The organism is Pseudomonas sp. Xaverov 259, assembly GCF_019352915.1.
Classification (GTDB): Bacteria; Pseudomonadota; Gammaproteobacteria; order Pseudomonadales; family Pseudomonadaceae; genus Aquipseudomonas.
Genome location: NZ_JAAAFV010000072.1, coordinates 370,345 through 395,570 on the forward strand (window position 1 = coordinate 370,345; position 25,226 = coordinate 395,570).

The following is a 25,226-nucleotide window of genomic DNA, read 5'->3' on the forward strand; positions in this document are numbered from 1 at the left end:
ACCCCCGCCACAACCCTGACCGACCTGCGCAATGACTTCTACAACATGGTGTTGCAGCGAAAAATTGACGATGTGATTGCCACCACGGTCAATCGCACGGAGATGATCGTGGGGATTCTCTGGACGTGCGTCGAACTGGTCACTGCCATCGCCACCATCCCTTTTCCCGTACTGAGCCTGGGCCTGGGTGGCTTGCTGGCGTTCAAGGACGCGATGCTCGCCATCAGTGCCTACCAACAGGGGGACACGGCTGGCGCCTTGAAACACTACATCGGCTACCTGGCCAATGCCGGCGGTGCGGTACTGTTTGACTTTCGCCCGGCCCTTAAAGCACTGCCCGTCCGGCCGGTGACCAAGACGTTGAAGCAGGCCACGCTGGTCAACGATATCGACCCTGGGATTGCTGCCGGAATGGAACCGGTGATGTTCAACGGCGAACCGTTCTGGATCAAGAACACACCGGATTCTCTGGGGCAGCATGTGCTGTTTAGCCGTGACCCAGTCACCGGGCAAATGCAGTCGACTGCACGTTTGGTCAACCAGAACACCGATGGCAATTGGGTACGCTTCTGGCTGCGGGGAGGCGGGGGCAGACAGACGCATATGGCAATGCCGGATGAGGTCGACCAATCACTGGTGCCCTATGAGATTGCATCCGAGCAAGGCAGCCACTTCAGAATCGCGCTCGACCTTGAGTACCTGGATAACCTCGCCCACCCGGACGACGTCTTTCAAGAGAACGCATTTGCGACGTTCCAGATGCAATTGAAGCCTCTACGCGACAGCTATTCCAAACAGGTGGATGAGCTGACTAAAGATGCGCAAGCGCTTTACGCCTCGCCTCCCGCGCGCCCGGACCGCACCGGCTTACCGGAGCTGGCGACGGGTTCCAACCGGTCTACTGCGCTTGTCACCCTGTTCTCGCTCAAGAAGCGGCTGATCATTGGCGCATCCAACGACAGCGTTGCCAGTAAGCAAATACTGATCGAAAGCCTGCCGGCCTTGAAAGCGCAAGGACTCAGGCGTCTGTGCATCGAAAACCTGCCGGCCGATGTTTTCCGGAACAAGCTCAAAATTATCAACGGCGAAACCACGGGCAATGTCGCGTATGCCTTGAAACGGGTCAAGACGCATTTGGAGCAGGTCGACAAAAGCTTGGGCTGGGACAAGAATGCGCCTTTTACCTACCGTAAACTGATGCTTGAAGCGCACAAGAACAAGATCGCGATCGACGGCGTGGACGCCTCGAGTTCTTATTATATGGAACACGTGCTGGAGCTTTCTAACCTAGAGCGGTTTACTCCGCGCACCAGCGAACTTAGAAACTTCTATTCCCACAAAGCCCTTAGGCAAAACGATGATGGCTGGATCGCCCTGGTTGATGAGGCTCGAATAGGGAGCACGAACGAGGTGCCGGGCCTCGCCGATTTGCAGAATGCCGTCGCCCTGCGTGTGGAGGAGGTTGCCCCAGGCCAAATAGAGAGCATCCTGCCTGATACATTCTCCCCCGCGCTATCCCGGGGTGACTACAGGCTGACAATGGTCCCAGCCTCACAAACCTTACCGACGGCCGGTCCCTCGAGAGCGGTACAGGTCCCCCCATCTGCCTCTCATTACAGTGAGTTTGATCTGCCCGAGGTGCATAAACCAAAGCTGAACGACATGCTGCTTACACGTGACAGCTTTAACACGCTCCGCCCACCTGCAACTGGAGCCCCAGACCATTCGGCATTCGAGGCTTTCAAGCAAAAACGCAGTAGCCTGGGTGAAACCGCCCAAAAAGCTTTTGCCGATTACACGCCACCTCCACGCGCCGATTTCGCTGACCTTGCCACGGCGACCACTGAGGAGGCGTTTATCGAGGAACTGTGTAAAAAGATACGGGGACTTTTCATCGGCGAAGTCCATTCTCATACCTACAGCAAACAGTTCCTGATCAAGTATATGAAGCTGTTGAAGCAGAAGGGCGTCAAGACATTGTACTTGGAGCACCTGCTCACCGACCTGCATCAGGCAGAGCTGGATCTTTTTAACCTCACGAGCACAATGCCGGAAAACCTGAAACGTTATCTGAAACAGCTAGATGCCCGCCAAATGCCCCGTTATAAAGGCCGAGATACTTACACCAATGTGGTCAAAGCGGCTAAAAAGGCGGGTATTCGCGTGCGTGCGCTCGATTGTACGGCCAGCTATCACGTTAAAGGCATGTACATGGACAACGCCCGCATGAACCTTTTCAATTATTTCGCCAATGAGGTGATCAAGGCCGACCAGTTGGCGCAGGGTCCGCATAATTGGGTAGCGCTCATAGGGGACTCCCACTGCGATACGTTCCTGGGTGTCCCGGGCATCGCGCAACTGCAGGATGCGGTCAGCTTGAGGATACTCGATGTCCCTCCCTCCCAGGCATTACCCCTGCAGCCGGGAGGATGGACTATCGTCGGGCCCGAGCCGGGCGCCTCCGGAACAAAAGCCCTGCGCAGTGATTTCAAGTTGCACGTCGGTATTGCCGGTACGCCTGCGCTGCCGTCTAGAACTGCAACGGATCACGCATGGCTGAGAAATGTCGACGACTTCCTGATCGAGCAACCCTCAAGCACCGAAGCCAATGTGGTCTACCGCACCCCTTTCGGAGGGAACGAGAGCGCCCCTATTAAAATTGACGAGACGGGGAAGTTCTTTACTGAAGAGATTCCGCTATTGAAAGATAAACGTTTCACAACGTTGGAACAGGTAAGCCAGGCACTTAGGGGCGATGCGTATATGTCCCACGTTTCCGCTGCGAGCCTGCCGAGCGCACGGCTGAACAAGGCCAAGTACGCCCTGATCGAACGGCCTTCATCTTTTGAGACCTGGTTGGTCCACCATTCCGAAACCGGAGAGATTGTTCGCACGCCGATTGAACAGGACTTCATTAATAATAAGTTCTTTATTAAACGTTGGAATCTGGATAATAGGCGCTTCCGGACGGTCGAACAGTTGATTGAGGCACTTGAGAAAGAAGTCAAGTTATCATTTGTCCCCACTACGTCTTCGCCCCGAGCGCGGTTGGTATCGGCAGGTAACTTCGTGGTTGAGCAACAGGCTTCATCGCCTCAAGCCTCTGTCCTCCACCGTTCCAATGATGGGAAAATATATTCCACCACTGTTAAAACTGATGCTCAGGGGCAGCTCTTTATTGATCGTTGGCCGAAGTTGCAAGATAAACGTTACTCAACACTGGATGATTTAATTGATGCCCTCGTAAAGGAGGTGGGTTTGGAAGCCGCTTTATAATGCCGTGATCGGTGTTGGCCCTGCCCGCTCCTGGGGCGGGGCTTTATTGACCGTTGAGGGGCAGACCGGTCTACCACCGCGACCCGGTAGTGGCTCCACGCACTACCGACTACTGATCGTGCGTCAGCGGTAAGGGCAATGTAGTGGTTATGTAGGCCTGCCCTTTTCGTGGGGGGATTAGGGTAGATCGGGTTGAACATCCGACTATTGATCTAAAGGCACCACACCATGTTACTCGACCGCCCCTACCTACACGCTGCCAGCCACGCCACACAGGGTATTCACTTTGACTTTATCCGGCGCGCAATACCGGATTGGCTCAGCACTGCCACGCTGACCCGCGTTCGCGCAATGCGGGCCGCCAGCCCTTATGTCTATACCCGCCTCAAGGCGGTCGACGCGCCTGCTGACCCTGTCCCGAGAGAAGCGATGGACGAATATTGGGCAGCCAGGAACGCCTTGGATGAACAACTTAAATACATGAAGGACGTGTATTCATTCGCCGAGCGCCTGCTCAAAAAAGCCTTACGGGAATACGGCAACATTGATGTGAGAAACACCTTTATTCGTCTTTATGCCCCCGCCAAGAACAGCTGGTGGGTCATTGGCGTACACAAAGGGGTGACCAGCCGAACCGTGTCGTTGCTGGATGCCGCACTGCATAACTTCAGCGCCAGTGAGCAGTTTGCCGACTATGCGTTCTTGTCCCCCGTCGACGATCGCAGCCAGCAAAACATCCTGACGCTGACCTCCAGCACCAGTGGTCAACCCCTGACGGCAGTGGGTTTCAAAAACCTGTGCCGCACGCTCGATATCGGTCGGCAATACCAGGCACGATTACTAAGCACCCTGGGTTTCAGCAATCAGGTTCAGGCCGATACCTTACGGCTCAAGGTGATTGCCTGCGACAAAGCCTCGCTTAAATATGCCGCCTGCATCGCCTTTTCACAGCAACACATCAAAGCCGATGCAAGGCGTTTGCTCTTTGATATCGTCGAGGGCAAGCCCACTCCATCCCTGGATGGCATACCGGTGGAGTACTACAACCTGAGCCTGCTGGATGCCCGCTTGAGCGGTGTCCTGGTGATTGCCGCACCACAAGGCCGCGACAAACACATCGAACGCTTGGTTGCCTATATCCCCGAGGACCCCGAGCATCCCTTGAAGGAATACGCCTCGCCGGTCGCGTTCATGAACGAGCTGACGCGCCAACTGCGCGACAGCCCTGCGCCCCCCGATGCAACGGACCAACCGCAGGCCAAGGCCACCTACCGGCAATTTTTCAGTCAATTTGTCGACCACAAACAACGCGGGCATTTTTTCGCTGAACTGCAAAGCCGCCTATACAAAGTGCAGTGGCATCAAAAGGCACGCACCGACAGCGGCCCCAGCTGGCAAACACTTGAAGTCGACACGCCGCAGTTGCACTTCAGCGTGCAAAACATCTTTGACGATTACCAGAACCGCCCGCCCTCAGACCACTCCGAACCCGATACGCTGTGGCATTACCTGTACCGGGTCAGACTCAACAAGATCGTCAACGATACCCGGGAAATTGCCGTCACCACCGCCTATGCAGACCGGATGGCACGCTGGGCCTGGTGGGACAACCTGAGCAAGATCCTGTCGGACATCTTTAATGCCGCGCTACTGGTGGTCACCCCGTTCGTGCCGTTCCTGGGCGAGTTGATGCTCGCCTACACCGCCTACCAGGTGGCCAACGATGTGTTCGAAGGTATCGTTGACTGGGCGCAGGGCAAAGGGCTGGAAGCCATCGGTCATGTCATGGAGGTCATGGAGGCGGTGGTGCAGTTGGGGGTTTGGGCGGGGGCCGGCACTCTCGGCCAGACGCTCACCCTCAAGCTGTCGGCCTTCGTTGAAGGCCTGCACCCGGTAGAGCTTGCCAGCGGCAAAAAACGCTTGTGGAACCCGGATCTTTCGCCATACAAACAAAGCATCAGCCTGCCCAAAGGCATCGCCCCTGATGCGCAAGGCTTATATCAACATGCGCAAAAACACTGGCTGGCACATGCTGACAACCACTATCAGGTCACGCCTGACCCGCAACTGCCCTACCACCGCATCGTGCATCCCAATCGGCCGCAAGCCTATCGACCGAAAGTACGCTTCAATGGCAACGGTGCCTGGGTGCATGAAGGCGAACAACCGCGCAGTTGGGACGATGACACGCTGATGCGCCGTATCAGCCCCGCCACCCAGGCGCTCACGACCGAGCAGCTCGAACAGATCCGTATCATCAGTGGCAGCGATCCCGACCATCTACGCTATATGTACGTGCGCAATCAACCGTCCCCGCCGCTGCTGACAGATACCCTCGAACGCTTTGTCGCCGGCCGGTTTGCCGAGGAATCGGCCCGCAAGATACGCACAGGTCAGGCACTCGAGCCGTACTCCTACTGGTTCGAACAGGCCGTCACAGAACTCCCCGGCTGGCCGCCAACCAAAGCCCTGGAGGTGTTTCACAACAGCGACCTGAGCGGCGCGTCGCGCAAGTACGGCAATGCCACCGCCCTGCCGGCCGATACCCTGACCATCAGCCTGGCAGACGTGATGGCGGCCAAACTGCCGGAGCGCGTATTGGGCTTTCTCGATGAACAGCAGGTCAATACGTTGCTGGGCGAAACCTTACCCCCGGCACAACGGGCCCAAGCGCTGCGCAATCAATTAGCCAGTTACGTGGATGGCTTCGGCGGCCACATCGCCAACAGTCACTATCAATTGGGCCAAGCCAGCAGCGATCCGCACATAGCCCTGCTGCGCCAGACCTTTCCCGAGCTGCCGCTGAGCAGCGCCAATGCCTTGCTCAAACAGGCCTGGCCCGAAGAATTAAAGGCAATGACCGACGAACATCGCCTGCCCCTGCGCCTTAAAAGCCTGGCTCGAGAACTGGACTTCGACAACCAGGCCAGTCGTGCCGTCGAAGGGCTTTACCCTCCCCGGCAACCATCGGCACAAAGCGAACGGTTGGTGCTCAACACCCTGCGTTTGCACAGCGACTCATTCAGCGGCCTGAAAATCGATATACGTGACAACAGCCCCACCGGCCCCCTGCGCTGCAGCGTCGGGGAAGCCGATGCGCCCCAGACGCGTACCCTGGTGCGTAACGCTCAAGGCAGTTATGAAGTATTCGATGGCGAGTCCAAGTCGCTGAATCACACCGCCGATCTGTACGAGTCTGTGCTCTGGACCCTGGCGCAGGTTCCGGAACGCACCCCACCGTATGCCGCCGACGAAGGTGAACAGTTCAGGCAATGGGTGATCGAGCACAACCAGGCACCGGCCGAGCGACGCCTGGCATTGGCTGAGTCACCCATAGGCAAGCAGCCCGCACCAGAGGTCGAGGCACTTCTGGGCGGAGGCGCATCGTGCAAAATGAGCCGAATCGAAAGCCATGACACGCAACCAAAAACCATTGAGGAGCGCATCAAAGCGCTACTTCCTGCCGTTACCCCAGACGGTATTCAAAGCTTATCAAAGACGCTGGGAACGATTGAAGGAGAGCAAACGCTGACGCAGATGGAGGCGCAAAAAGAGCAGTTGTTCCATCAGCTCGATACCTACATCAAAGGCCCGACCCGCTGGGAAGGCACACCCTTGGAGCCAGAAGCGCGCAAGCGTCGGGCGATATTAGCTATGCGCCTTTACGACGGCTGGACCAATGGCCTGACTGTTCACCTGGACGAGAGCTTCGAACACCGTGGCGGTATCGCCCTCGATTTGTTCAACACCAAAATGCCCGATGAGCTACCGACCCTTAGCGTGCCGCTGAACCACATCAACGACGTGGACCTGCGCGGTTGCGATTTTTCAGACAAGCACGCCGCCTTTCTGAACAACTTCCCTCATCTGCGCGATCTGGACCTGAGTAATAACCTCCTCACCAAGCTGCCCGAGACCCTCGGCAACCTCAAACGCCTGCGGCGGCTGCAACTGGAAAAAAATGCCCTGGTGCTGGACGACTCAGCCATCGCCACGCTCAAGCGTCTCAAGCGCCTCAAACAACTTGAGATGGCCGGCAACCCATTGGGGCACCCCCCGGATATCAGCCAGATGCCGAACCTGACCTTGCTGAATCTGCGCGACACACAGGTCAAGGACTGGCCTGCCGGGCTCGTGGGCCAATCCCGCCCCCGGGGTTTTCTACTGGACCTGAGCGAGAACCCGATCACCCAGGTACCGCATGTCAAGCCGGGCTCCGATGATGCCGACATCATCGCCCGTACACGCCTGGACCAGAGCAAACTCACCTCGGACTTTCAAGACTTGCTCGCCGAATACCGCGAGTCCGTGGGGTTGGACCCGCTGCGCTTCTACGCCCCCAAAGGAGAGAGTGCGCCGTGGCTCACCTACATCAAGCCTGAAGAGGTTGAACGCCACCGGCAACTCTGGGATGAGATTGAAAAAGAACCGGGCTCCCAGGGCCTGTTTGAAGTGATCAAGTCCCTTGAGGAGCCGGATGCGTTTCAAGCCGAGGAGGACCGCTTGGCCTACCAGAGCAATCACCCTGAACTGAGCCAGAGAGTCTGGCGCCTGCTCAGAGCAGTGGAAGCCGACAGCGAACTGCGCGAACGCGTGTTCAAGGACACCCGCTACCCCGGATTGTGCCCCGACGCCGGCGCGTTGATTTTTCAGAAACTGGGCGTCGAAGTCCTCGTCAGCGAAGCCTATCGGACCAGCACCTCACCGGCGGAACTTGAGACCAGGCTGGTGGTATTGGCCCGCGGAGCCGCTCGCGATACTTACATGGGCAAAGCCATTGGTGAAGATATCGCCCACCGCCTCAAACCCAAAGAACAGGGCGGGCTCGGTCAACGCCTCTGGTCGCAGGTCGTCGACGGCGTGCATGGAGAGGTCGATGAGGCCGGCATTCACCTGGCCTATCGCAGCACACTGGCAGACCGACTGGATCTACCGTGGCTATCGACCCATATGACCTACCGTACACTCGCTGATGTGAACCCCGAGCAGATCGAGAAAGTCGCCAGCGCAGTGGCCAGGCTGGAAGAAGGTGACGGGCTGGTCAATCAGATGCTGCTGGACAACCGCTGGGAGCGTTACCTCGAGCAGCATAACCCCACCGCCCGCTGGAACAACAACACCGCCTTCGACCTGAAGTACGCCCAGCTCGACGACCTGCAAGCGCTGCAACAAAACTACGCAGACTCCCAAGACCTGCCTGAGACCGATCTGGAACCCCAGCGGGAAAAACTGCGCAGCTTGGCACAGGCGCTGGGGTTGGACGAAAGCAGCGTATTATCCGGTAACCCCATGAGCTCGACACTCTACAACACGACGCTCAACGAGTTGGGATACCGTCGCAAACAGTGGCTGCGGGACCTGACCCGCGAAGCGTTGAACCGCGCGGGGACACGTAAAAACCGGACTTGATCAAGGCGCCGGAAAATCAAACAGCAGGTGTACCGTGCCGTAATACTCGCCGCCCTTGTAACCGTCCTCCGGTTCAATGGCGGCGATTTCCAGTTCGGCACGCCGACCTGCACGCGCTTCATCTGCGCTGAGTACCAGAGTCGAATCCAGTGTCAACGGCACCCGGTTGAACAGCACCTGCAAATCGATGCGGTTGCGGCCACTTAACAGGTAGGGTGTATCGCCGAGCCGCGCCGCCACGCCGCCGTTGATGTTTTTCACATCGAAGCTCTTACGCAAACGGCCCAACCGGGCAGTCGCCAGGTCCCAGGCCAGCACCTGGTCATGCCCCATCCAGTCGGGTTCAGAGGGCAGCACATAAGCCTCATGGATCGGGATGGTCACCGACACATCAAAACTGTGGCGCTCCTGGAACGCCCACGCCTGCCCGCCCAGAGACACAGGCGCAATCAATGCAGCCAGTACCGTCAGTTGCTTGAACATAGTCATCACCCGTTACTGTTGACCGACATCGGTTTTTTGCTGCGTCCTTCGATCAGCTGGAAGTTGACCTGGCGTTGCGGCTTTTTCTCGAGCGCCAACTGGCGACCGGGCAAGATGTGGTGCTTGGTGGTGGCCTCACAGTCGGTCTTTTTCGCCACCGCACAATCGCGGAACTCATCGAGCACCACCACACTGTTGCCCGCATTACGCAGGGTGTACTGGCTGCTGGTCTCGTTGATTTGCGTATCGAAACGGGTGTCCTTGGGCCTGACGAAAAACACCGTGCCGTAGCCCGCCATGACGTTGACCCCGGCCGCCAGCGCGTCCTTGTACTCGGCGCGCTCTTGATCGGTCACGGCAAAGTCATCTTCCTTTTCCGGTACCACCGGGATAAAGCGCACGCGAAAGTAACGCTCGGTGTCGCGCTCGCCCATGTACAGCAAACGTGTGCCCTGACGCCCGCCTGCTGGCACGATCAGCCGCGCCGGACTGGCCATCAGGCCATCACGATTGGTGGCGCTGCCCTTGGCATCGGTCATCGAGGCAACGGGCACTTCCCTGGAGGTGCCGTCGGCGTTGTAGACAATTTCCAGCACGTTGACCTTGATAAAAGCGGTGCTGGTGCCGCCGTTGTAGACCCGCTTGAGGTAGGAACTGCGATCGCCTTCCAGGTAGTCGTATACCACCCCGACGTTGATCGCCGGCCCCGCATGGGCACCCAACGCCATCAGGAACAGCCCCACCGCTAACACTGCATGTTTCATGTTTGATTACGCCTTATTGATTGAGCCCAGCCAGGGGCTGAGATGCGGCCAATGCCCGCTCAGACTTCTGAATCCCAGATCACCGTGACCACGCCCGAATAGGTACTGCCCGGATGTTCGAGCATGTCTTTGACGTCGTTGGTTTCGACTTCAAAGTGCAGTTTTCCGGAGCGGTTGTTCACATAAAACGCCGGCTGGAACAGCTCGGTGCCCACGCCATCCAGGCGCAGGGGCACCTTGTTGACGGCTTGCACGCCCTGGTCGTGCAGGCCAAATGGCAGGCTGATGCCGACCTGCAACGGCACCTGATCCCCCGCGCCGTTGCGCAAGCCACAGGTGTTGCCTATCGCAAGGCTGCATTCGAGCTGCATCTTGAAACGCCCGCTGGTGGAGATGACGAAGGTCTGATCACGAAACAGCCGCGACGGCTGGCGCCCACGATTGAGCCAGGCTTGCCAGCCGCCCTCCGGCAACAGCTCCACGCGGTTGCCCCCCGGTGGCAGGTCCACCTTGAGGTTGTGCTCTACCCGAAGATCGAAGTTGAAGGTCAACACATCATCGTTCGGAAGATAGAGGTCACCAAAATCGAAATCCTGGTACGGCCCGACACGGTAAGTAATCGTCCCTCTGTAATCCCCCGCGTCCATATCCAAAGGATTAGGCGTACGCAACTCGTACGTGTACTCAAGCATGCTGAAACTGGAGGTGGGCACATCAAACGGCGTCACCAGATTACAAGCACCGGCACCTTCCGGTACGAGCCAGAACCACAGCCTTAACGTGGGGGCAGCCGCCCACATGCCGGTGTACTGGCACGGAGCTGGTGCGTGCGTCCAGTTGGCGGGTAACGAACTCCAGGCCTGAACGCCCGGCGGATTAGTCGTATTGAAGCGACTGCCAACCCCGGAAATACGCATCTCCACTGTTTTCCGGTCGCCCTTGGATGAAACCACCTCAAAACTTCGCCACTCGGAGGGGACCTTGAACATCAAACCTTGACGCGGGTTTGCATGATTGGCCTCTATCGGACCGCTGGCGACAAAGTTGATATCCCAGGTTCGGATACTGAAAATCCCCAACGCCTCGCACCTCGCCGGCATATGCCCTGGGCATACTCCGCTTTGCGGGGTGGTGTTGATAAACTTGTTTACCATCGGGTTGCTGGGGTCAGGGCGGAACTCAGCGGTAATGTCTTGCGTGGCCGCCAGGGTCAACGGCGTAAACGCATACAACGCTGCGGCCACTGACACTGCTCGCCAGGTCAGGTTCTTGATTGGATTGCTCATGCTGGTCAACTCATGCCTCTGAACAAACATCGTTCTGGTTAGGAAGTTCATCCGGCCGCCTCGGACGCATGGCCGACCTCGGCCAAGGTGTCCGGTGTGCAGCGCAAGTCACCAATCATCAACACGTCGTTTTCGTTCGGCGCATTGCTGGGGTCCAAGCGAAACTGGCAAAGCAGCTGGTTTTGGTAGCGCACTTGCAAGGTGGGCGCGCTGGAACTCATTTCCATCGAGAAAAACCCATCCACCTCGCTGACCCCACGGCTGGCGTGATTGATCACGTGATGCCCCCTGAGCGGTGCACCGCGCTCATCCAGCAACCGGCCGAGCACAGTGACGGTCTTCATCACCGTGATTTTGCGGTAGTCCACACCGCCCTTGTTCAGGTGATAACTGGCGCGGGTCGGTTGAATATTGGCGGCCGGCGGGTGGTTGCCTTCAAAGTCGAAGCTCACGCTGCTGCTCTTGTAGGCCGAGACCGGCACGTAGTTGCGCCCCGGCCGCAGGATCGCACCACCGCCACCGAGGTCGTCGGCGCGCAGTTCGATTTCGTCGAGGTCGGTTTCCACATCGATGATCATCCCCGCACCGTTGCCTTGGTATTGGCTGCTCAGCAGCATCTTGCCGGCACCGGCGACAAAGGTGCTGTTGAGGTTCAAGCCGCCGCTCAGGTCGCCGTTGAAGGAACTGCGCTGCACAAAGCCGTCACCGCTGACCGCGTCTGTATTGAAGCTGGCCATGCCCGACAGGCCAACGCCGTAGGTATCGGTGATCGCAGTCGCGGAGACGCTTTGCAGCATGTGGTCGGTGAGGTCTTGGCGCACAGTCACCGAGGCATTGTTGTCGCGCCCACCGTCACGGGCGGTGCGGGTGCCGATACTGCCGGAAATCTGCCGACCTTCACTGCCCAGATTGACACTCACGCTCACATCCACGCCACGATTGCGCGCATCGTTGGTGCCCGCGCTGCCGGGCCGGTCGAACAGCGATAATCGCCAGTTGGCATCGCTGCCGAATAACCTGTCATGGCGGCTCCAACCCAGGTCCAGGCCGGCGCCCTCGACATTGCCTTCGCTGTGGGAGAGACGCATGTTCAGGGTGTTTTTCGCATCGAGGCGGTGGTTGACCGACAACGCAGTGTTGCTGGCCTCGCCCACGAACGTATTGCGGCGCAGGCGCGTACCGTCCGGCAGGGTTTCGTAAGTGTCACGGGTGTCGAGCCAGCTGCGGTTGTGGCTGAACACCAGGTTGGTCGCGCCGAAGGTGTAGAGCCCTTGCAGGTCCATGCCGGTGCCGTGGTCCTGGGTCTGGTACAGGTTGGCATAGACGCTGGTGTTGTTGGCCACCGTCCAGTCCATCGAACCGCCGTATTGCAGTTGCTCGCGCACCTGGCGCGCCGACAGCCCGAGGATCACACGCGGGTGCAGCAGGTAGTTGAGGGACGCACCAGCCGTCATTGCGCCAGAAGCCTGTTCGTCCCAGTTGCTGAACAACTTGCTTTCGCGCCCGGCAAACAGGTTGTAGCGCCAGCGGTCTTCGGCGTTGCGCCAGTTGCTGGGCTTGTAGACCAACTCCTGGGTAGTGCTGGTGGTCAGGCCGTCTTCCACCAGGCGCACTTCCACTTCATAAATGCCGCCGGGCAGTGGCCGGGTGTCCAGGGTGTGCAGGCCGGCTGCCACCGCCTGGGTGTTGATCAGCAAGCCGTTGCGGTAGATCTCCACCGCCGCCTGGCGGTTGGCGGTAACGTAGATCGGATACACGCTGGGCTTGGAATTGTTGATGGCCAAGCTGTCGGAGCTGCCGTACATCAGGCCCAGCGCCGTATCGGGGCTGGCGCCGAAGCTGCGCAGTTGACGGGTGAGGCCGTCGGAATTGGGGGTGAAGTGGCCGAGGCGGAAAAACTGCCCCTGCAGTTCACGCTGGGTGTACAGCTCATGAATGGCATGGCGCATTGGCTCATCGGCGCCACTCTGGCGTGCCAGTTGCAAATTGAACACCTGGCTCCAGTTACCCAGGCTGGAACTGGCTTGCAAGCCATAGCGACCGCCCAGGCTGTCTTCCTGGCTGCCGTTGAGGTTGAGCTGGTTGTTAATGATCAGCCCCAGGCTGCCGCCTTCGGGCTGGTCATAGAAGCGCGGAGTGTCGTCACTGAGTTCAACGTCCTGGGTGAGGATCGACAACTGGGAGCTTTCCAGGTTGTAGAACGCCGAGATCATTTTTTCCGGGCAGGCCTGGGTGCAGGCGCCCAAGGCCACGCCTTTTTCCAACAGCGCTTGCCAGGTATCACGGGTAGCGGCCGGGACTTTGCTGTCGCCGGTGTCGGTGAATTCCAGCAAGGTCACGCGATCATCCCGTGACAGCACAATCAGAGCCTCGCCCAGCGGTTGTTGGTCAAGGTCCACCCGCACCGCCAACGGCACGTCAAAAAAGTGATCACTGAAACCTGCGGGCAGGCCTTGGGCCTGGGTAATCAAGCTGCCAGGGGTTGCAGCGCCGGAGGCAGCAGGTGCAGCCAGCGCACTCGTACACATCAACAGCGCAAGCGCAGCCGCGATAGGCGTCATCGGAAACATGAACGGATACCCTGAATGCCAAGAGATAAAAAAATCAGGCCGGCGGACAGAGGAGGGAATCAGCCGACCTGCAAGCGAATGCCCGTGATTAACAGGCACTCATTGGCATCACAGGGCTGGTAGTACTGCGTCGAACACCACCGGAATGGTGGTGGTGTAGGAACCACGCTGAGTCGCCGTAGGCTTGGCCGCAGCGATGCGCATTTCCGCCCCAACACCTGGGGTGGAGTCGGCTTCGTTGACCACTTCCTGTGGCGTGCCGGTGAGGATCACCCCGTTGAGGGTGGTGGTAACCGGGATGTTCTGCGCGGCATCACCGTTGAACAGCACCGCCGGGCCACCTTCGATGTAGGCGGCAACCGAACCGTTGGTGTTCTTGATGTCGTAGATGGCGTTCAGGGTCGCCAATTCACCGCTGACCAGGTTGTAGGTCATGGTCTCGTCACGGCCCCAGTTCGGATCACGCGGCTGGGCGTGGAACACGGTGGTCGGGATGTTTGCCTTGAGGTTGACGGTGTGGCTGGCTTCACCGGCAGCGATAGCGGTTACCGAGGAGGACAGCGCCAGAACAGCCAGGGGAACAGCAACAGCAAACTTCTTGAACATGGTCAATACCTATAGTTGACAATATGAGTGGGTTCGTCGAAAAGAGAGCCTTAAACAACGAATGACAGTGCTGGTTAGTTGAACCGCGCAATGCCAGGCAATAATCAACTCAATCTAAAAACAGGTATGCAGGCGCATTCCAATATGCGCGTAGCCCTTGTAAACAGGGAGCGCATGAAAAAGATGGCATTTTGCCAAAACTTTAAAAATAGCCGTAAGAATTAGACTACTTGAGCATAAGAGCAACAATAAGAATCCGCCGTAAGAGCAGTCTTACAAACCCAAATATATATAAAGACCAGAACGCCAGCCTGTGGGTTTGAGTATAAACTCTAATAAAAGTTACAACTCTAACTTTCTTTTATTGTCCATGGCCCTTCGAAATTGAGCGGGTTGACGTGGCTCACGACCGCTGGTCGTCTCGGGCTATCGCCACCTAAAGATATATCTTAAGTTATATCTAAACATGACAGAGGATAGACACATGCGACATGAGCCTCGCAGCGAGTTTGAAAAACGCGGCGGCCGCGGCCCACGGGTATTCGCCCCTGGCGACCTGAAGCTGCTGCTGCCGGCCTTGATCGCCGAGCAGCCTTGCCACGGCTACGACCTGATCCGCCAGATCGAAAGTCTGTTCGACGGCGCCTACAGCCCCAGCCCCGGCGTGATCTACCCCACCCTGACCTTTCTCGAAGAGAGCGAGTTGATCAGCGGCGACGCCGAGAATGGAAAAAAACGCTACACAATCACCGACGCCGGTCGTCTCTTCTTAAGCGAGCAAGCCGTTGCCCTGGAAGGCGTGCGCATGCGCATTGATGTCAGCAAGCGCTCGCTGCGTGGCCACGACCGCCCACCGCAAATCCACGAGGCGGTGCATAACCTGCGCCACGCCTTGCATTCGCACCACGGGCGCTGGAGCCCGGAAGAAATCGTTCGTGTCGCGGCGCTGCTCAACGGCACCGCTCAAGCCATTGCCGACGGGAAAAACTAATGAATACTCAAGCTATCCATCGCGTTACCCACGAAATCAAACGCCGCCGCCTGCAAGTGCTGCGGGTGGTCGACATCACCCCACGCATGCGCCGCGTCACCTTGGGCGGGCCGGAACTGGCCGGTTTTATCAGCCTGGGGAGTGACGACCACATCAAACTGCTGTTCCCACAGAACGCCGCCGAACAGGCCGCGCTGGAAAGCCCGACCTTCAACATCAAGGGCGACGGCCCGCAACCGGCCATGCGCGACTACACGCCACGGCGCTTCGACCTGAGCATCGGCGAGCTGGATATCGACTTCGTGCTGCACGGCGATGGCCCTGCCTCCACCTGGGCCGATCAGGTGCAAGTCGGCCAGCACCTGTATATCGGTGGGCCGCGTGGCTCGATGATCGTGCCGGATATCTTCGACAGCTACTTGCTGATCGGTGATGAAACCGCGATCCCGGCCATCGCCCGTCGCCTGGAAGAATTGCCGGCCGGGCGCAAGGTGCTGGCGGTGATTGAAATCGCCAACAACGCCGAACAGCAGCCACTCAACAGTGCCGCCGATGTGCAGGTGATTTGGGTAGTGCGTGGCCACGACGACCTGCTTGAAACCGTACGCAACCTGACCCTGCCGGGCGGCTCGCTGTACAGCTTTGTCGCGACGGAAACCAAGCTGTCGCGCCAAGTGCGCCGCGTGTTGCTGGACACGCACAAGATCAATGAGGAGTTCCTCAAGGCCGTGGGTTACTGGCGCGCCGAAGGCAGCGAAGAGGAGTAAAGCCCTCAAGCCCACTGAAGCTCCAATGTGGGAGCTGGCTTGTCGGGTCGCCGCATCAGCCGACTTGAGTGGTTGAATCAAAAGCCAGATCAAGTGCAAGGCAAAGCCTATCTGCCTGATGCAACTGGGTCTAAATGTGGGAGCGGGCTTGCTCGCGAATGCGGTGGGTCAGTCAATTCATCTGTCACTGATACACCGCATTCGCGAGCAAGCCCGCTCCCACAGTTGACTGTATGCAGCTTTGAAAATGAAGTCGGCTGCTGATTTGCATGCACTGAAGAGCTGCTTTTATGTGGTAGCTGGCTTGTCGAATCGTCGCACCGCTGCGATGCAGGCACCTCGGTACATCAGGCACACCGAGTTGATACCATCGCAGGCGAGCCAGCTCCCACTTTAATTTGCAGGGGGCTTCAAGACTCTATCCAACCCCACCACCGCCAACGCAATCAGCACAAACCCCGCCAAAATCCCCCCGGCATTCACAAACACCTGTGGATAACCGAGGCTGTCCACATCGATGAACGGGTACTGATACTGCCCCAGCAAATGCCCGCGCAGCAGCACATAGCCGAAGTATACCAGCGGGTAAATCACCCAAACGCCAATGTGTTTGAAGCGCAACGTGCGCTTGGGCACACACCGCCACCAATAGATCACAAACAGCACCGGCAGCACGTCGTGCAGCAACTCGTCGGCAATAAATTGAAAGCCGGTGGGGCTCCACAAATGCCGTAGCAACAGGTTGTAAGCCAGGCTCACCACGACGATGCTCGTAGCAATAGCGCTGCTGACGGTGGGCGCCAGGAAGAACCGCTTTGCCGCCGACTCGCGCTTGACCAGCGCATAGCTCAACACCACAACAACCAGGGTGTTGGTCAGCACGGTGAAGAAACTGAAAAAGTTGATCAGCCCGCCCAACAGGCTCGCGCCGGCCTCCCAGCGCGAATAGAAAATCAGGTATTGCTGAATCGCCAGCCCTGTCCAGCCAGCCAGCGCCGCCGTGGCCACATACCGCTTCATGGCCTCAATCCAACGGGCGTTTGGTACGCATCAGTTTGACGTACAAGCCTTCGACTTTCTCCCGCGCCCACGGCGTTTTGCGCAGGAAGGTCAGGCTCGACTTGATGCTCGGATCGCTCTTGAAACAGCGCACATCGATGCGTTCGGCCAGCCCGCTCCATTCGTAGTGCTCCACCAATGTGGTGAGGACGTGCTGCAGGGTCACGCCGTGAAGTGGGTCGTTGCTTGTCGCGGTCATGCCAGGCCTTTTGCAAAAAGAGAATACACAGCCGCGCACCTTAGCCGACGGGGCGTAGCGGTGGAAGCACTGCATTGAATATAGCCCTTGGAAAAAAGTTCCCCTTTTCAGGCAAAAAAGAGATGTTATATTGTAACCATACTTATCAAGCCCGATACCGTTTAAGCCTTCTCTTTTCTGTGCCGTTTTACCAAGGAATGTGTGATGTCCCTCTCTTCTCTGTGGCGCTTGACCCCACTCGCCGCCGCCCTGTTGATCTGCTCCGAAGCCCACGCCCTGGAACTGCAACCCCAAGTCATTACCGGCAACCCGTTGGGCAGCGAACAACTCGCCTCGCCCACCACAGTGCTCGAAGGCGATGACCTGACCCTGCAACAAAAAGGCAGCCTCGGCGAAACCCTGAACAAGCAGCCGGGCGTGTCGTCGTCGTACTTCGGCCCAGGCGCCAGCCGGCCGATCATTCGTGGCCAGGACGGCGACCGTATTCGCATCCTGCGCAACGGCGTGGGCGCGCTGGATGCGTCGTCGCTGTCCTATGACCACGCCGTGCCGCTGGACCCGATCAACGTCGACCGCATCGAAATCGTGCGTGGCCCGGCCGCGCTGCTGTACGGTGGCAGCGCCATCGGCGGCGTGGTCAACACCTTCGACAACCGCATTCCCACCGAGGCCATCGAAGGCATCCACGGCGCCGGTGAACTGCGCTACGGCGGTGCCGACACCACCCGCAGCAGCGCGGGCAAGCTGGAAGCCGGCAACGGCACCTTCGCCTTGCACCTGGACGCAAATGCGCGGGAATTCAACGACCTCAAAATCCCCGGCCAGGCCCGCAGCCGGCATGCCGCAGAGACCGAAGACGGCCCCGGCAAAAATGGCCGACTGGGCAACAGCGACGGGCGCCAGGATGGCGGCGCGGTCGGCGGTTCCTACACCTGGGACGACGGTTATGCGGGACTGTCCTACAGCAACTACGACAGCAACTATGGCTCACCCGCCGAGCAAGACGTACGCATTCGCATGAAGCAGGATCACTACGCCTTTGCGTCCGAGATCCGCAACCTGCAAGGCCCGTTCACCTCGGTGAAACTCGGCGCCGGCTACACCGATTACGAACACCGTGAAATCGAAGGCGGCGAAACCGGCACGATCTTCAAGAACAAGGGTTACGAAGCTCGCGTTGAAGCGCGCCACCAGCCGCTCGGCCCGTTTGATGGCGTGGTCGGCGCCCAAGTGACCCGCAACGAGTTCTCGGCCCTGGGCGAAGAAGCCTTTGTGCCGCAGACCGACACCAACGCCGGTGCGCTGTTTATCCTCGAAGAAATGCAGGCCACCGAGCGCCTCAAGCTCAGCCTTGGCGGGCGTGTAGAACATACCAATGTCGACCCGAACGCCAAGGGCAATGCGCGCTTTGCCGGTGCCGATAAATCCAATGACTTCACCGCCGGCAGCCTGTCGTCCGGCGCGGTATACAGCCTCACGCCGGTGTGGTCGCTGGCCGCGACACTCGGCTACACCGAGCGCGCACCCACCTTCTACGAGCTGTACGCCAACGGCGCCCACGTCGCCACCGGCACTTACGAGTTGGGTGACGCCAACCTGAAGAAAGAGAAAGCCGTGTCCAGCGACCTGGCACTGCGCTTTGACAACGGCACGCACAAGGGCAGTTTCGGCGTGTTCTACAGCCGCTTCTCCAACTACATCGGTTTGCTGGGCACAGGGCGCACGCTGAACGATGAAGGTGAAGAAGACGCGGGCGGTAACCCTGAGTACAAATACTCCGGCGTGCGTGCGCGTTTCGCCGGTTTCGAAGCCCAGGATCACTGGAAGTTGGGCGAAGGCGCCTACGGCAAGTTCGCCCTGGAGCTGTCGGGCGATTACACCCGCGCCACCAACCTGGACACTGGCGAAGCCTTGCCACGTATTGCGCCGCTGCGTCTGAACAGCGGCTTGCTGTGGGAGCTGGACCGCTGGCAGGCGCGGATCGACGTGGAGCACGCCGCAGGCCAAGGCAAAGTGCCGGACAACGAAAGCGGCACCGACGGCTACACCACCTTGGGCGCCAGCGCCGGTTATCACTTCAATGTGGGTGGCAGCCAGTGGCTGGCGTTCGTCAATGGCGAAAACCTGACTAACCAGACCGTGCGCTATGCCAGCTCGATCCTGCGTGATATCGCCCCGGCGCCTGGGCGCAGCGTGCAGTTCGGCGTGCGCACCACCTTTTAAAAAGCAGCGTAGATCTTCTGTGGGAGCCGGGCTCCCACAGAAGCCAGGCTTTACAGGCATTCTTGCAGCGACGTTCTGTCACTGTTACCAGATCTGAAATGATGCATCTCTCTAATTACCCTTTCTCAAAACGAGAAGGCGCTTTATCCTTGCCGCAACAAACTGAAACGTTTCACGCCTGCGGTCGATCCCATCTTGCCGAATGTTCCCTGCCTTAAAGACAGCGCTGTCTTAAACCGACCCGCGCGTGGAATTCAATCGCCCGCCTGTGGATAACTGACTTATCCCCAGAAAAACCCAAATTAACGCTGAACCAAGCCCGCGCCGAATCGTCATCTACAGTGAAGCACGGGGTTACATAATTCCAACGTAACGGAGAAACACACTATGAGCACTGATGGTGCCTCAAGCCCAAGCCGCCTGTTGCCCAGGCTGCTGGGGGTCTTGCTGCTGATCATGGGGCTGGCCTTGCTGGCTGGCGGCGTCAAGCTGAGCATGCTCGGCGGGTCGCTGTACTACCTGCTGGCCGGTATCGGCATCGCCCTCACCGGCGTATTGCTGCTGGCTACCCGCCGCGCTGCGCTGGGCCTGTACGCACTGGTGTTGTTCGCCAGTACCGTGTGGGCACTGTGGGAAGTCGGCCTGGACTGGTGGCAATTGGTGCCGCGCCTGGCCCTATTGTTCGCCTTGGGCATCGTCTTGCTGCTGCCGTGGTTTCGCCGTCCGTTGCTGCGTGGCCAACCCGCGCCGCTGGGCACTGGCGCGCTGAGCGTGGCCGTGGTGCTGGCGGGCGCAACCGCCCTGGCCAGCCAGTTCACCAACCCGGGTGAGATGGTCAAGACCGGCCAACTGGATCGCGACGCCGCGCCAGGCATGGCCAGCGCTGCACCGGCCCAAGCCGATGGTGACTGGAACTCCTATGGCCGCTCGGCCTTCGGTGATCGTTACTCGCCACTGGCGCAGATCACCCCGGAAAACGCCCACAAGCTGGTGCCGGCGTGGACCTATCGCACCGGTGACATCCCTGGCCCAGGCGATCCCGGTGAAACCACCGCAGAAAACACCCCGCTGAAAGTCAACGGCATGCTCTACGTGTGCACGCCGCACAGCCAGGTGATCGCGCTGGACCCGGACACCGGCAAGGAAATCTGGCGCTTCGATCCGAAGATCAGCAGCCAGGGCGCCGAGAACTTCAAGGGTTGGGCGCACATGACCTGCCGTGGTGTGTCGTATCACGATGACGCCGCCTACGCTTCCGAACAGAGCCCTACCGGCAGCGCCAGCCCGGCTGCGGCACCGAATGCCTGCCCGAAACGCATCTTCGTACCGACTGCCGACACCCGTCTGATCGCCCTGAACGCCGACACCGGCAAGATGTGCGAAGACTTCGGTGACAAAGGCCAGGTCGACCTGCGCGCCAACATCGGCAGCTTCGCCCCAGGCGGTTACTACTCCACCTCGCCACCGGCCGTGACCAAGAACCTGGTCGTGATCGGCGGTCACGTGACTGACAACGTCTCCACCGACGAGCCTAGCGGCGTGATCCGCGCGTTCGACGTACACACCGGCAAGCTGGTGTGGAACTGGGACAGCGGCAACCCGGACGACACCACCCCGTTGGCCGAGGGCAAGACCTACACCCGCAACTCGCCGAACATGTGGTCCATGTTCAGCGTCGATGAAAAACTCGGCATGCTCTACCTGCCGATGGGCAACCAGATGCCTGACCAATACGGCGGCGACCGTACCGAAGATTCGGAAAAATACAGCGCCGGCCTGACCGCGCTGGACATCGACACCGGCCACGTGAAGTGGACCTTCCAGTTCACTCACCATGACCTGTGGGACATGGACGTGGGCGGCCAGCCTTCGCTGATCGATATCAAGACCGCTGACGGCGTCAAGCCAGCAGTCATGGCCTCGACCAAGCAAGGCAGCATCTACGTGCTGGACCGCAGCAACGGCAAGCCGGTGGTGCCGATCAACGAAATCCCTGTACCGCAAGGCGCAGTGGCCGGTGATCACACCTCGCCAACCCAACCGAAGTCCGACCTGAACTTCATGCCGCCGCCGTTGAAAGAACGCGACATGTGGGGCGTGACCCCATTCGACCAAATGCTGTGCCGGATTGATTTCAAATCCATGCGCTACGACGGTCCGTTCACCCCGCCATCGCTGCAAGGTTCAATCGTTTACCCAGGCAACTTCGGCGTGTTCGACTGGGGTGGTATCTCGGTTGATCCGGTTCGCCAGATCGCTTTCGTGAACCCGAGCTACATGGCGTTCAAATCCAAACTGATCCCGGCGGCCGAGATTGCCAAGCAAGGCCCGCGCGTCAGCGAAACCGAAGGCGTGCAGCCGAACAAAGGCGCGCCGTACGGCGTGATCCTCGAAGCACTGCTGTCGCCTCTGGGCCTGCCGTGCCAGGCACCGGCGTGGGGTTATGTGGCGGCGGTCGACCTGACCAACCACCAGACCATCTGGATGCACAAGAACGGCACCGTGCGTGACAGCTCGCCGGTTCCGATCCCGCTGACCATGGGCGTGCCTAGCCTGGGCGGTACATTCACCACCGCCGGCGGCGTCGCGTTCCTCAGCGGCACCCTTGACCAGTACCTGCGTGCCTATGACGTGAAAAACGGCAAGCAACTGTGGGAAGGCCGCCTGCCTGCAGGCGCGCAGACCACACCGATGACCTACACCGGCAAGGACGGCAAGCAGTACGTGCTGGTCATGGCCGGCGGTCACGGCTCGCTGGGCACCAAGCAGGGTGACTATGTGATGGCGTTCAAACTGCCGGACTAAGCTGAACCGGCGGTAAAACAAAGGCGGCTACCTTCACGGGTAGCCGCCTTTTTTGTGCCCTGTGAAGATCCAATGTGGGAGCGGGCTTGCTCGCGAATGCGGCCTTTCAGTTAATGCATCAGGCGACTGACACACCGTATTCGCGAGCAAGCCCGCTCCCACACTTTGACCGAGCACAGCTTCAACATTCAGGTCGTCTGTCCAATCGCTATCGCAGGCAAGCCAGCTCCCACAGGCAAGCCTGGAGATCAGGCCTTACAAAGCCACCCGCTCACGCCGCATCCACATCTCAAATGCCATCGCATTCAACGGCCGACTGATCAGATACCCCTGCGCCGTGTCGCACTTCCACTGCCTGAGCAACTTCAAGCTGGGCTCGAATTCCACGCCCTCCGCCACCACTTTGAGCCCCAGGTTGTGGCTCATTTCAATGGTCGAGCGCACGATCACACCGTCGCCACTGGCGCTGTCGAGGTTGCGGATAAACGATTGGTCGATCTTCAATTCCTGCACCGGCAAACGCTGCAATTGCGCCAGCGATGAATAGCCCGTGCCGAAGTCATCCACCGACAGGCTGATGCCGCAGCCACGCAGCTGTTCCAGCACCACGAGGGCCTGTTGTGGGTTATGCATGATCGCGCTTTCGGTGATCTCGAAAATCAGTTGCTCGGCCGAGACCTTGTACTGCATCAACAAGGCGGTGACGCGGATGGCCAAGTCATCATCGGCTAAATCATCCACCGAGATATTGACCGAGAGTTGCAGGTGCAAACCCCGTTGCGACCACTCAGCCATTTGGCGAATGGCTTCCTCGATCGCCCACAAGGTCAGGCTGCCCATACTGCCGGTGCGCTCGGCCAAAGGAATGAATTCGGTGGGCGACACCTGCCCAAGGGTCGGATGCTGCCAGCGCAGCAAGGCTTCCGCCTGGCGCACATGGCCGTGCTTGAGGTCCAGTTTAGGCTGATAACACAGGAACAATTCACCCTCGACCACCGCCCGGCGCAGGTCGCGAATCAAGGTGATCTGGCGTTGGTGGGCAAGGTCGCGGTCTTGCTGGTAGATCTGCAAATGCCCCGGCAGGCTCGCTGCATCATGCCGGGCAATGGCCGCGCGGCTGATCAACTCTTCGACCTGCTGGCCGTCGGTGGGGTACGCGGCGATGCCGATGCTGACTTCATGGCGCACCTCATCATTGCCGATGCGCTGGGGTTCGGTGAGCAGCCCGTAAAGGCGGTCGGCGCGGGCCACGGCGCGGTCGATCTCGGTGTTTTCCAGCAACAGCAGAAACTCACTGCCGGCGATGCGCGCTGCGGTGTCGCTGGCCAGCAGGCTCATGGACAAGCAGCGGCTGGCCTCACGCAGCATTTCTTCGACGCCTTGAGGGCCGAAGCCTTCGTTGATCACCCGGTAGTTTTCGATCCCCAGGTACAGCAACACCACCGGCCGCCGCGCACTGATCGCACTGCCCAGGCGCTCCATGGCCAAGGCGCGGTTGGGCAAGCCGGTGAGCGGATCATGCAAGGCGTTATGCGCCAGTTGCCGCTCGCGCACAGCGATGCCGCTTTGCATGGCGTTGAAAGCGCGTGCCAGCAAGCCGAATTCATCATGGCTGCGCACCCGCACCGGCGTGCGGTAGTCACCGGCACCAATGCGTTCAGCGGCCTCGACCAAGGCAGTGAGCGGGCGCGATACACGTCGCGCCAAAAACAATGCGGCCACCAGCGACACCAGCAGCACCGCCAGGGCGATGCCGAGAAACTGCCGGTCCAGCGGCGCAAAGGATTCCAGCGCATGGTCCAGCGGGCTTTGCAGCAACACGCGCACTTGATCGCCATCGCCAGTGTTGGCCAGCGGCAGCACCTGGCTCAACACACGTTGCCCGTGAAACACATTGATCTGCGCCTCAGGGTTGGGGTGGCTGTCGCGCATCAGGCTGATGACGGTGTCTTGATAGGCCTCAGGCTGGGTGCTGAACAACTGGCCGACGCGGCCGTCCTGCTCACTGAGGAACGACACTTCAAGGTTGCTCATGGAGCGCAATTCATTGGCGAACAACTTGTCCATGGGAAAACCCATAACCACACGGGCGATGGGCTCCGGGTCGAGCACTTCATCCTGCACCAGCAAATACGGCTGCCCGTCCATGGCGACGATGAGCATTTGCTGGCCACTGCGCCGCGCATGACGCAGGGCCGGCTCATAAGCAAACACCGCGCCCTGTACCAACACCGGCAAGGTGCTGACCATTACCTTGCCATCCAGGCCGAGGACAAACACCTCGGTGGAGTGGATACCGGTGCCATGCCGGCGCAATGCAGTCAGGATCGAATCAGCCTTGGCCTCGATCACTGCCTGTTTGAAAGGACCGTCCACCGTCAGCCAGTCCAGGCCGTATTGCAGGCGGCGCCCGCGCAGGTCCAGCAGGCGCTCAAACACTTGGATACCGGTACTGAGTTGTACCTGGGCCTGGTTCTCCACGGCACGGCTGGTAGCAGCCTTGACCGCAAAGTATGTGGCCGCCACCACCACCAGCAGCAATAGCGCCAGCACCCCGGCGATACGGGTCTGGAACGTGTGGCGCCACTGCATTGCCGAACCCTGCGGCCGCGTTCGCCTCTCTGTGCCACTGGGTCCCTTGCTCATACGCATCCCTGACGACGGCTGATCTGGCGTCAAAAAAATATCTTTTTTTATTCAATCGTTGGTTTTAGCAGATTAGCTGGGAGCTGGGATAAGTACACCCAATAATTCCTGGCGTGCTTGCGTCATATTACTGACGGCATAC

Annotated in this window: 14 protein-coding genes; 6 read left to right on the forward strand and 8 right to left on the reverse strand. The window is 59.3% G+C overall.

Annotated features, from left to right (window positions below):
- Positions 1 to 3,276, forward strand: a 3,276-nt coding sequence (locus tag K0H48_RS30380; protein ID WP_219337845.1) for a membrane-targeted effector domain-containing toxin, incomplete at its 5' end; no start/stop codon positions are given.
- Positions 3,277 to 3,504: 228 nt separating this feature from the next.
- A complete protein-coding gene (locus tag K0H48_RS30385; protein WP_219337846.1) occupies positions 3,505 to 8,685 on the forward strand; it encodes a DUF6543 domain-containing protein in 5,181 nt (1,726 codons plus the stop codon).
- On the opposite strand, the gene K0H48_RS30390 is transcribed toward K0H48_RS30385, so the two are convergent.
- The 5 genes from K0H48_RS30390 to K0H48_RS30410 form a co-directional block, all read right to left on the reverse strand.
- Entirely contained in the window at positions 8,686 to 9,168 is a 483-nt protein-coding gene (locus K0H48_RS30390) for a fimbrial protein (RefSeq protein WP_219337847.1), read from the reverse strand.
- A 5-nt stretch (positions 9,169 to 9,173) separates the two neighbouring features.
- Positions 9,174 to 9,932 carry a molecular chaperone gene (locus tag K0H48_RS30395; protein WP_219337848.1) on the reverse strand — a complete coding sequence of 253 codons (759 nt, stop codon included), beginning with the start codon at positions 9,930 to 9,932 and terminating at the stop codon, positions 9,174 to 9,176.
- 59 nt (positions 9,933 to 9,991) lie between these two features.
- Positions 9,992 to 11,086: a hypothetical protein gene (locus tag K0H48_RS30400; RefSeq protein WP_219337870.1), complete on the reverse strand. Its 1,095-nt coding sequence runs from the start codon at positions 11,084 to 11,086 to the stop codon at positions 9,992 to 9,994.
- A gap of 179 nt (positions 11,087 to 11,265) precedes the next feature.
- Positions 11,266 to 13,788, reverse strand: a complete 2,523-nt coding sequence (locus K0H48_RS30405) for a CS1-pili formation C-terminal domain-containing protein (RefSeq protein ID WP_219337849.1) — start codon at positions 13,786 to 13,788, stop codon at positions 11,266 to 11,268.
- A gap of 108 nt (positions 13,789 to 13,896) precedes the next feature.
- On the reverse strand, positions 13,897 to 14,394 hold the full coding sequence (locus K0H48_RS30410; RefSeq protein WP_219337850.1) for a CS1 type fimbrial major subunit: 498 nt from the start codon (positions 14,392 to 14,394) through the stop codon (positions 13,897 to 13,899).
- Positions 14,395 to 14,878: 484 nt separating this feature from the next.
- Here K0H48_RS30410 and K0H48_RS30415 point away from each other — a divergent pair, with 484 nt between their 5' ends.
- Positions 14,879 to 15,385, forward strand: coding sequence for a PadR family transcriptional regulator (locus tag K0H48_RS30415; protein ID WP_219337851.1), 507 nt, complete (start codon positions 14,879 to 14,881; stop codon positions 15,383 to 15,385).
- The gene (locus tag K0H48_RS30420; protein ID WP_219337852.1) at positions 15,385 to 16,152 is read left to right on the forward strand and encodes a siderophore-interacting protein; all 768 of its coding nucleotides are present in this window, start codon (positions 15,385 to 15,387) and stop codon (positions 16,150 to 16,152) included. The genes K0H48_RS30415 and K0H48_RS30420 overlap by 1 nt, the downstream gene beginning before the upstream one ends.
- Positions 16,153 to 16,545: 393 nt before the next feature.
- On the opposite strand, the gene K0H48_RS30425 is transcribed toward K0H48_RS30420, so the two are convergent.
- Complete coding sequence (locus K0H48_RS30425; RefSeq protein ID WP_219337853.1) at positions 16,546 to 17,172, reverse strand: Pr6Pr family membrane protein; 627 nt, start codon at positions 17,170 to 17,172, stop codon at positions 16,546 to 16,548.
- A gap of 4 nt (positions 17,173 to 17,176) precedes the next feature.
- Positions 17,177 to 17,410 (reverse strand): VF530 family DNA-binding protein, encoded by a 234-nt coding sequence (locus K0H48_RS30430; protein WP_010212838.1) that lies wholly within the window; start codon positions 17,408 to 17,410, stop codon positions 17,177 to 17,179.
- A gap of 204 nt (positions 17,411 to 17,614) precedes the next feature.
- Between K0H48_RS30430 and K0H48_RS30435 the strand changes: the two genes are divergently transcribed.
- On the forward strand, positions 17,615 to 19,633 hold the full coding sequence (locus tag K0H48_RS30435) for a TonB-dependent receptor (protein ID WP_219337854.1): 2,019 nt from the start codon (positions 17,615 to 17,617) through the stop codon (positions 19,631 to 19,633).
- 387 nt (positions 19,634 to 20,020) lie between these two features.
- Positions 20,021 to 22,438, forward strand: coding sequence for a glucose/quinate/shikimate family membrane-bound PQQ-dependent dehydrogenase (locus K0H48_RS30440; RefSeq protein ID WP_219337855.1), 2,418 nt, complete (start codon positions 20,021 to 20,023; stop codon positions 22,436 to 22,438).
- Positions 22,439 to 22,693: 255 nt separating this feature from the next.
- Here the strand turns inward: K0H48_RS30440 and K0H48_RS30445 are convergent, their stop codons facing one another.
- Positions 22,694 to 25,030: a bifunctional diguanylate cyclase/phosphodiesterase gene (locus K0H48_RS30445; RefSeq protein ID WP_219337856.1), complete on the reverse strand. Its 2,337-nt coding sequence runs from the start codon at positions 25,028 to 25,030 to the stop codon at positions 22,694 to 22,696.
- Positions 25,031 to 25,226 lie beyond the last annotated feature (196 nt).

Bases quoted from the DNA above. Each gene is read 5' to 3' on its own strand.
- K0H48_RS30385 (WP_219337846.1), top strand. From the start codon at position 3,505: ATGTTACTCGACCGCCCCTACCTACACGCTGCCAGCCACGCCACACAG.
- K0H48_RS30390 (WP_219337847.1), bottom strand. From the start codon at position 9,168: ATGTTCAAGCAACTGACGGTACTGGCTGCATTGATTGCGCCTGTGTCT.
- K0H48_RS30395 (WP_219337848.1), bottom strand. From the start codon at position 9,932: ATGAAACATGCAGTGTTAGCGGTGGGGCTGTTCCTGATGGCGTTGGGT.
- K0H48_RS30400 (WP_219337870.1), bottom strand. From the start codon at position 11,086: ATGGTAAACAAGTTTATCAACACCACCCCGCAAAGCGGAGTATGCCCA.
- K0H48_RS30405 (WP_219337849.1), bottom strand. From the start codon at position 13,788: ATGTTTCCGATGACGCCTATCGCGGCTGCGCTTGCGCTGTTGATGTGT.
- K0H48_RS30410 (WP_219337850.1), bottom strand. From the start codon at position 14,394: ATGTTCAAGAAGTTTGCTGTTGCTGTTCCCCTGGCTGTTCTGGCGCTG.
- K0H48_RS30415 (WP_219337851.1), top strand. From the start codon at position 14,879: ATGCGACATGAGCCTCGCAGCGAGTTTGAAAAACGCGGCGGCCGCGGC.
- K0H48_RS30420 (WP_219337852.1), top strand. From the start codon at position 15,385: ATGAATACTCAAGCTATCCATCGCGTTACCCACGAAATCAAACGCCGC.
- K0H48_RS30425 (WP_219337853.1), bottom strand. From the start codon at position 17,172: ATGAAGCGGTATGTGGCCACGGCGGCGCTGGCTGGCTGGACAGGGCTG.
- K0H48_RS30430 (WP_010212838.1), bottom strand. From the start codon at position 17,410: ATGACCGCGACAAGCAACGACCCACTTCACGGCGTGACCCTGCAGCAC.
- K0H48_RS30435 (WP_219337854.1), top strand. From the start codon at position 17,615: ATGTCCCTCTCTTCTCTGTGGCGCTTGACCCCACTCGCCGCCGCCCTG.
- K0H48_RS30440 (WP_219337855.1), top strand. From the start codon at position 20,021: ATGAGCACTGATGGTGCCTCAAGCCCAAGCCGCCTGTTGCCCAGGCTG.
- K0H48_RS30445 (WP_219337856.1), bottom strand. From the start codon at position 25,030: ATGCAGTGGCGCCACACGTTCCAGACCCGTATCGCCGGGGTGCTGGCG.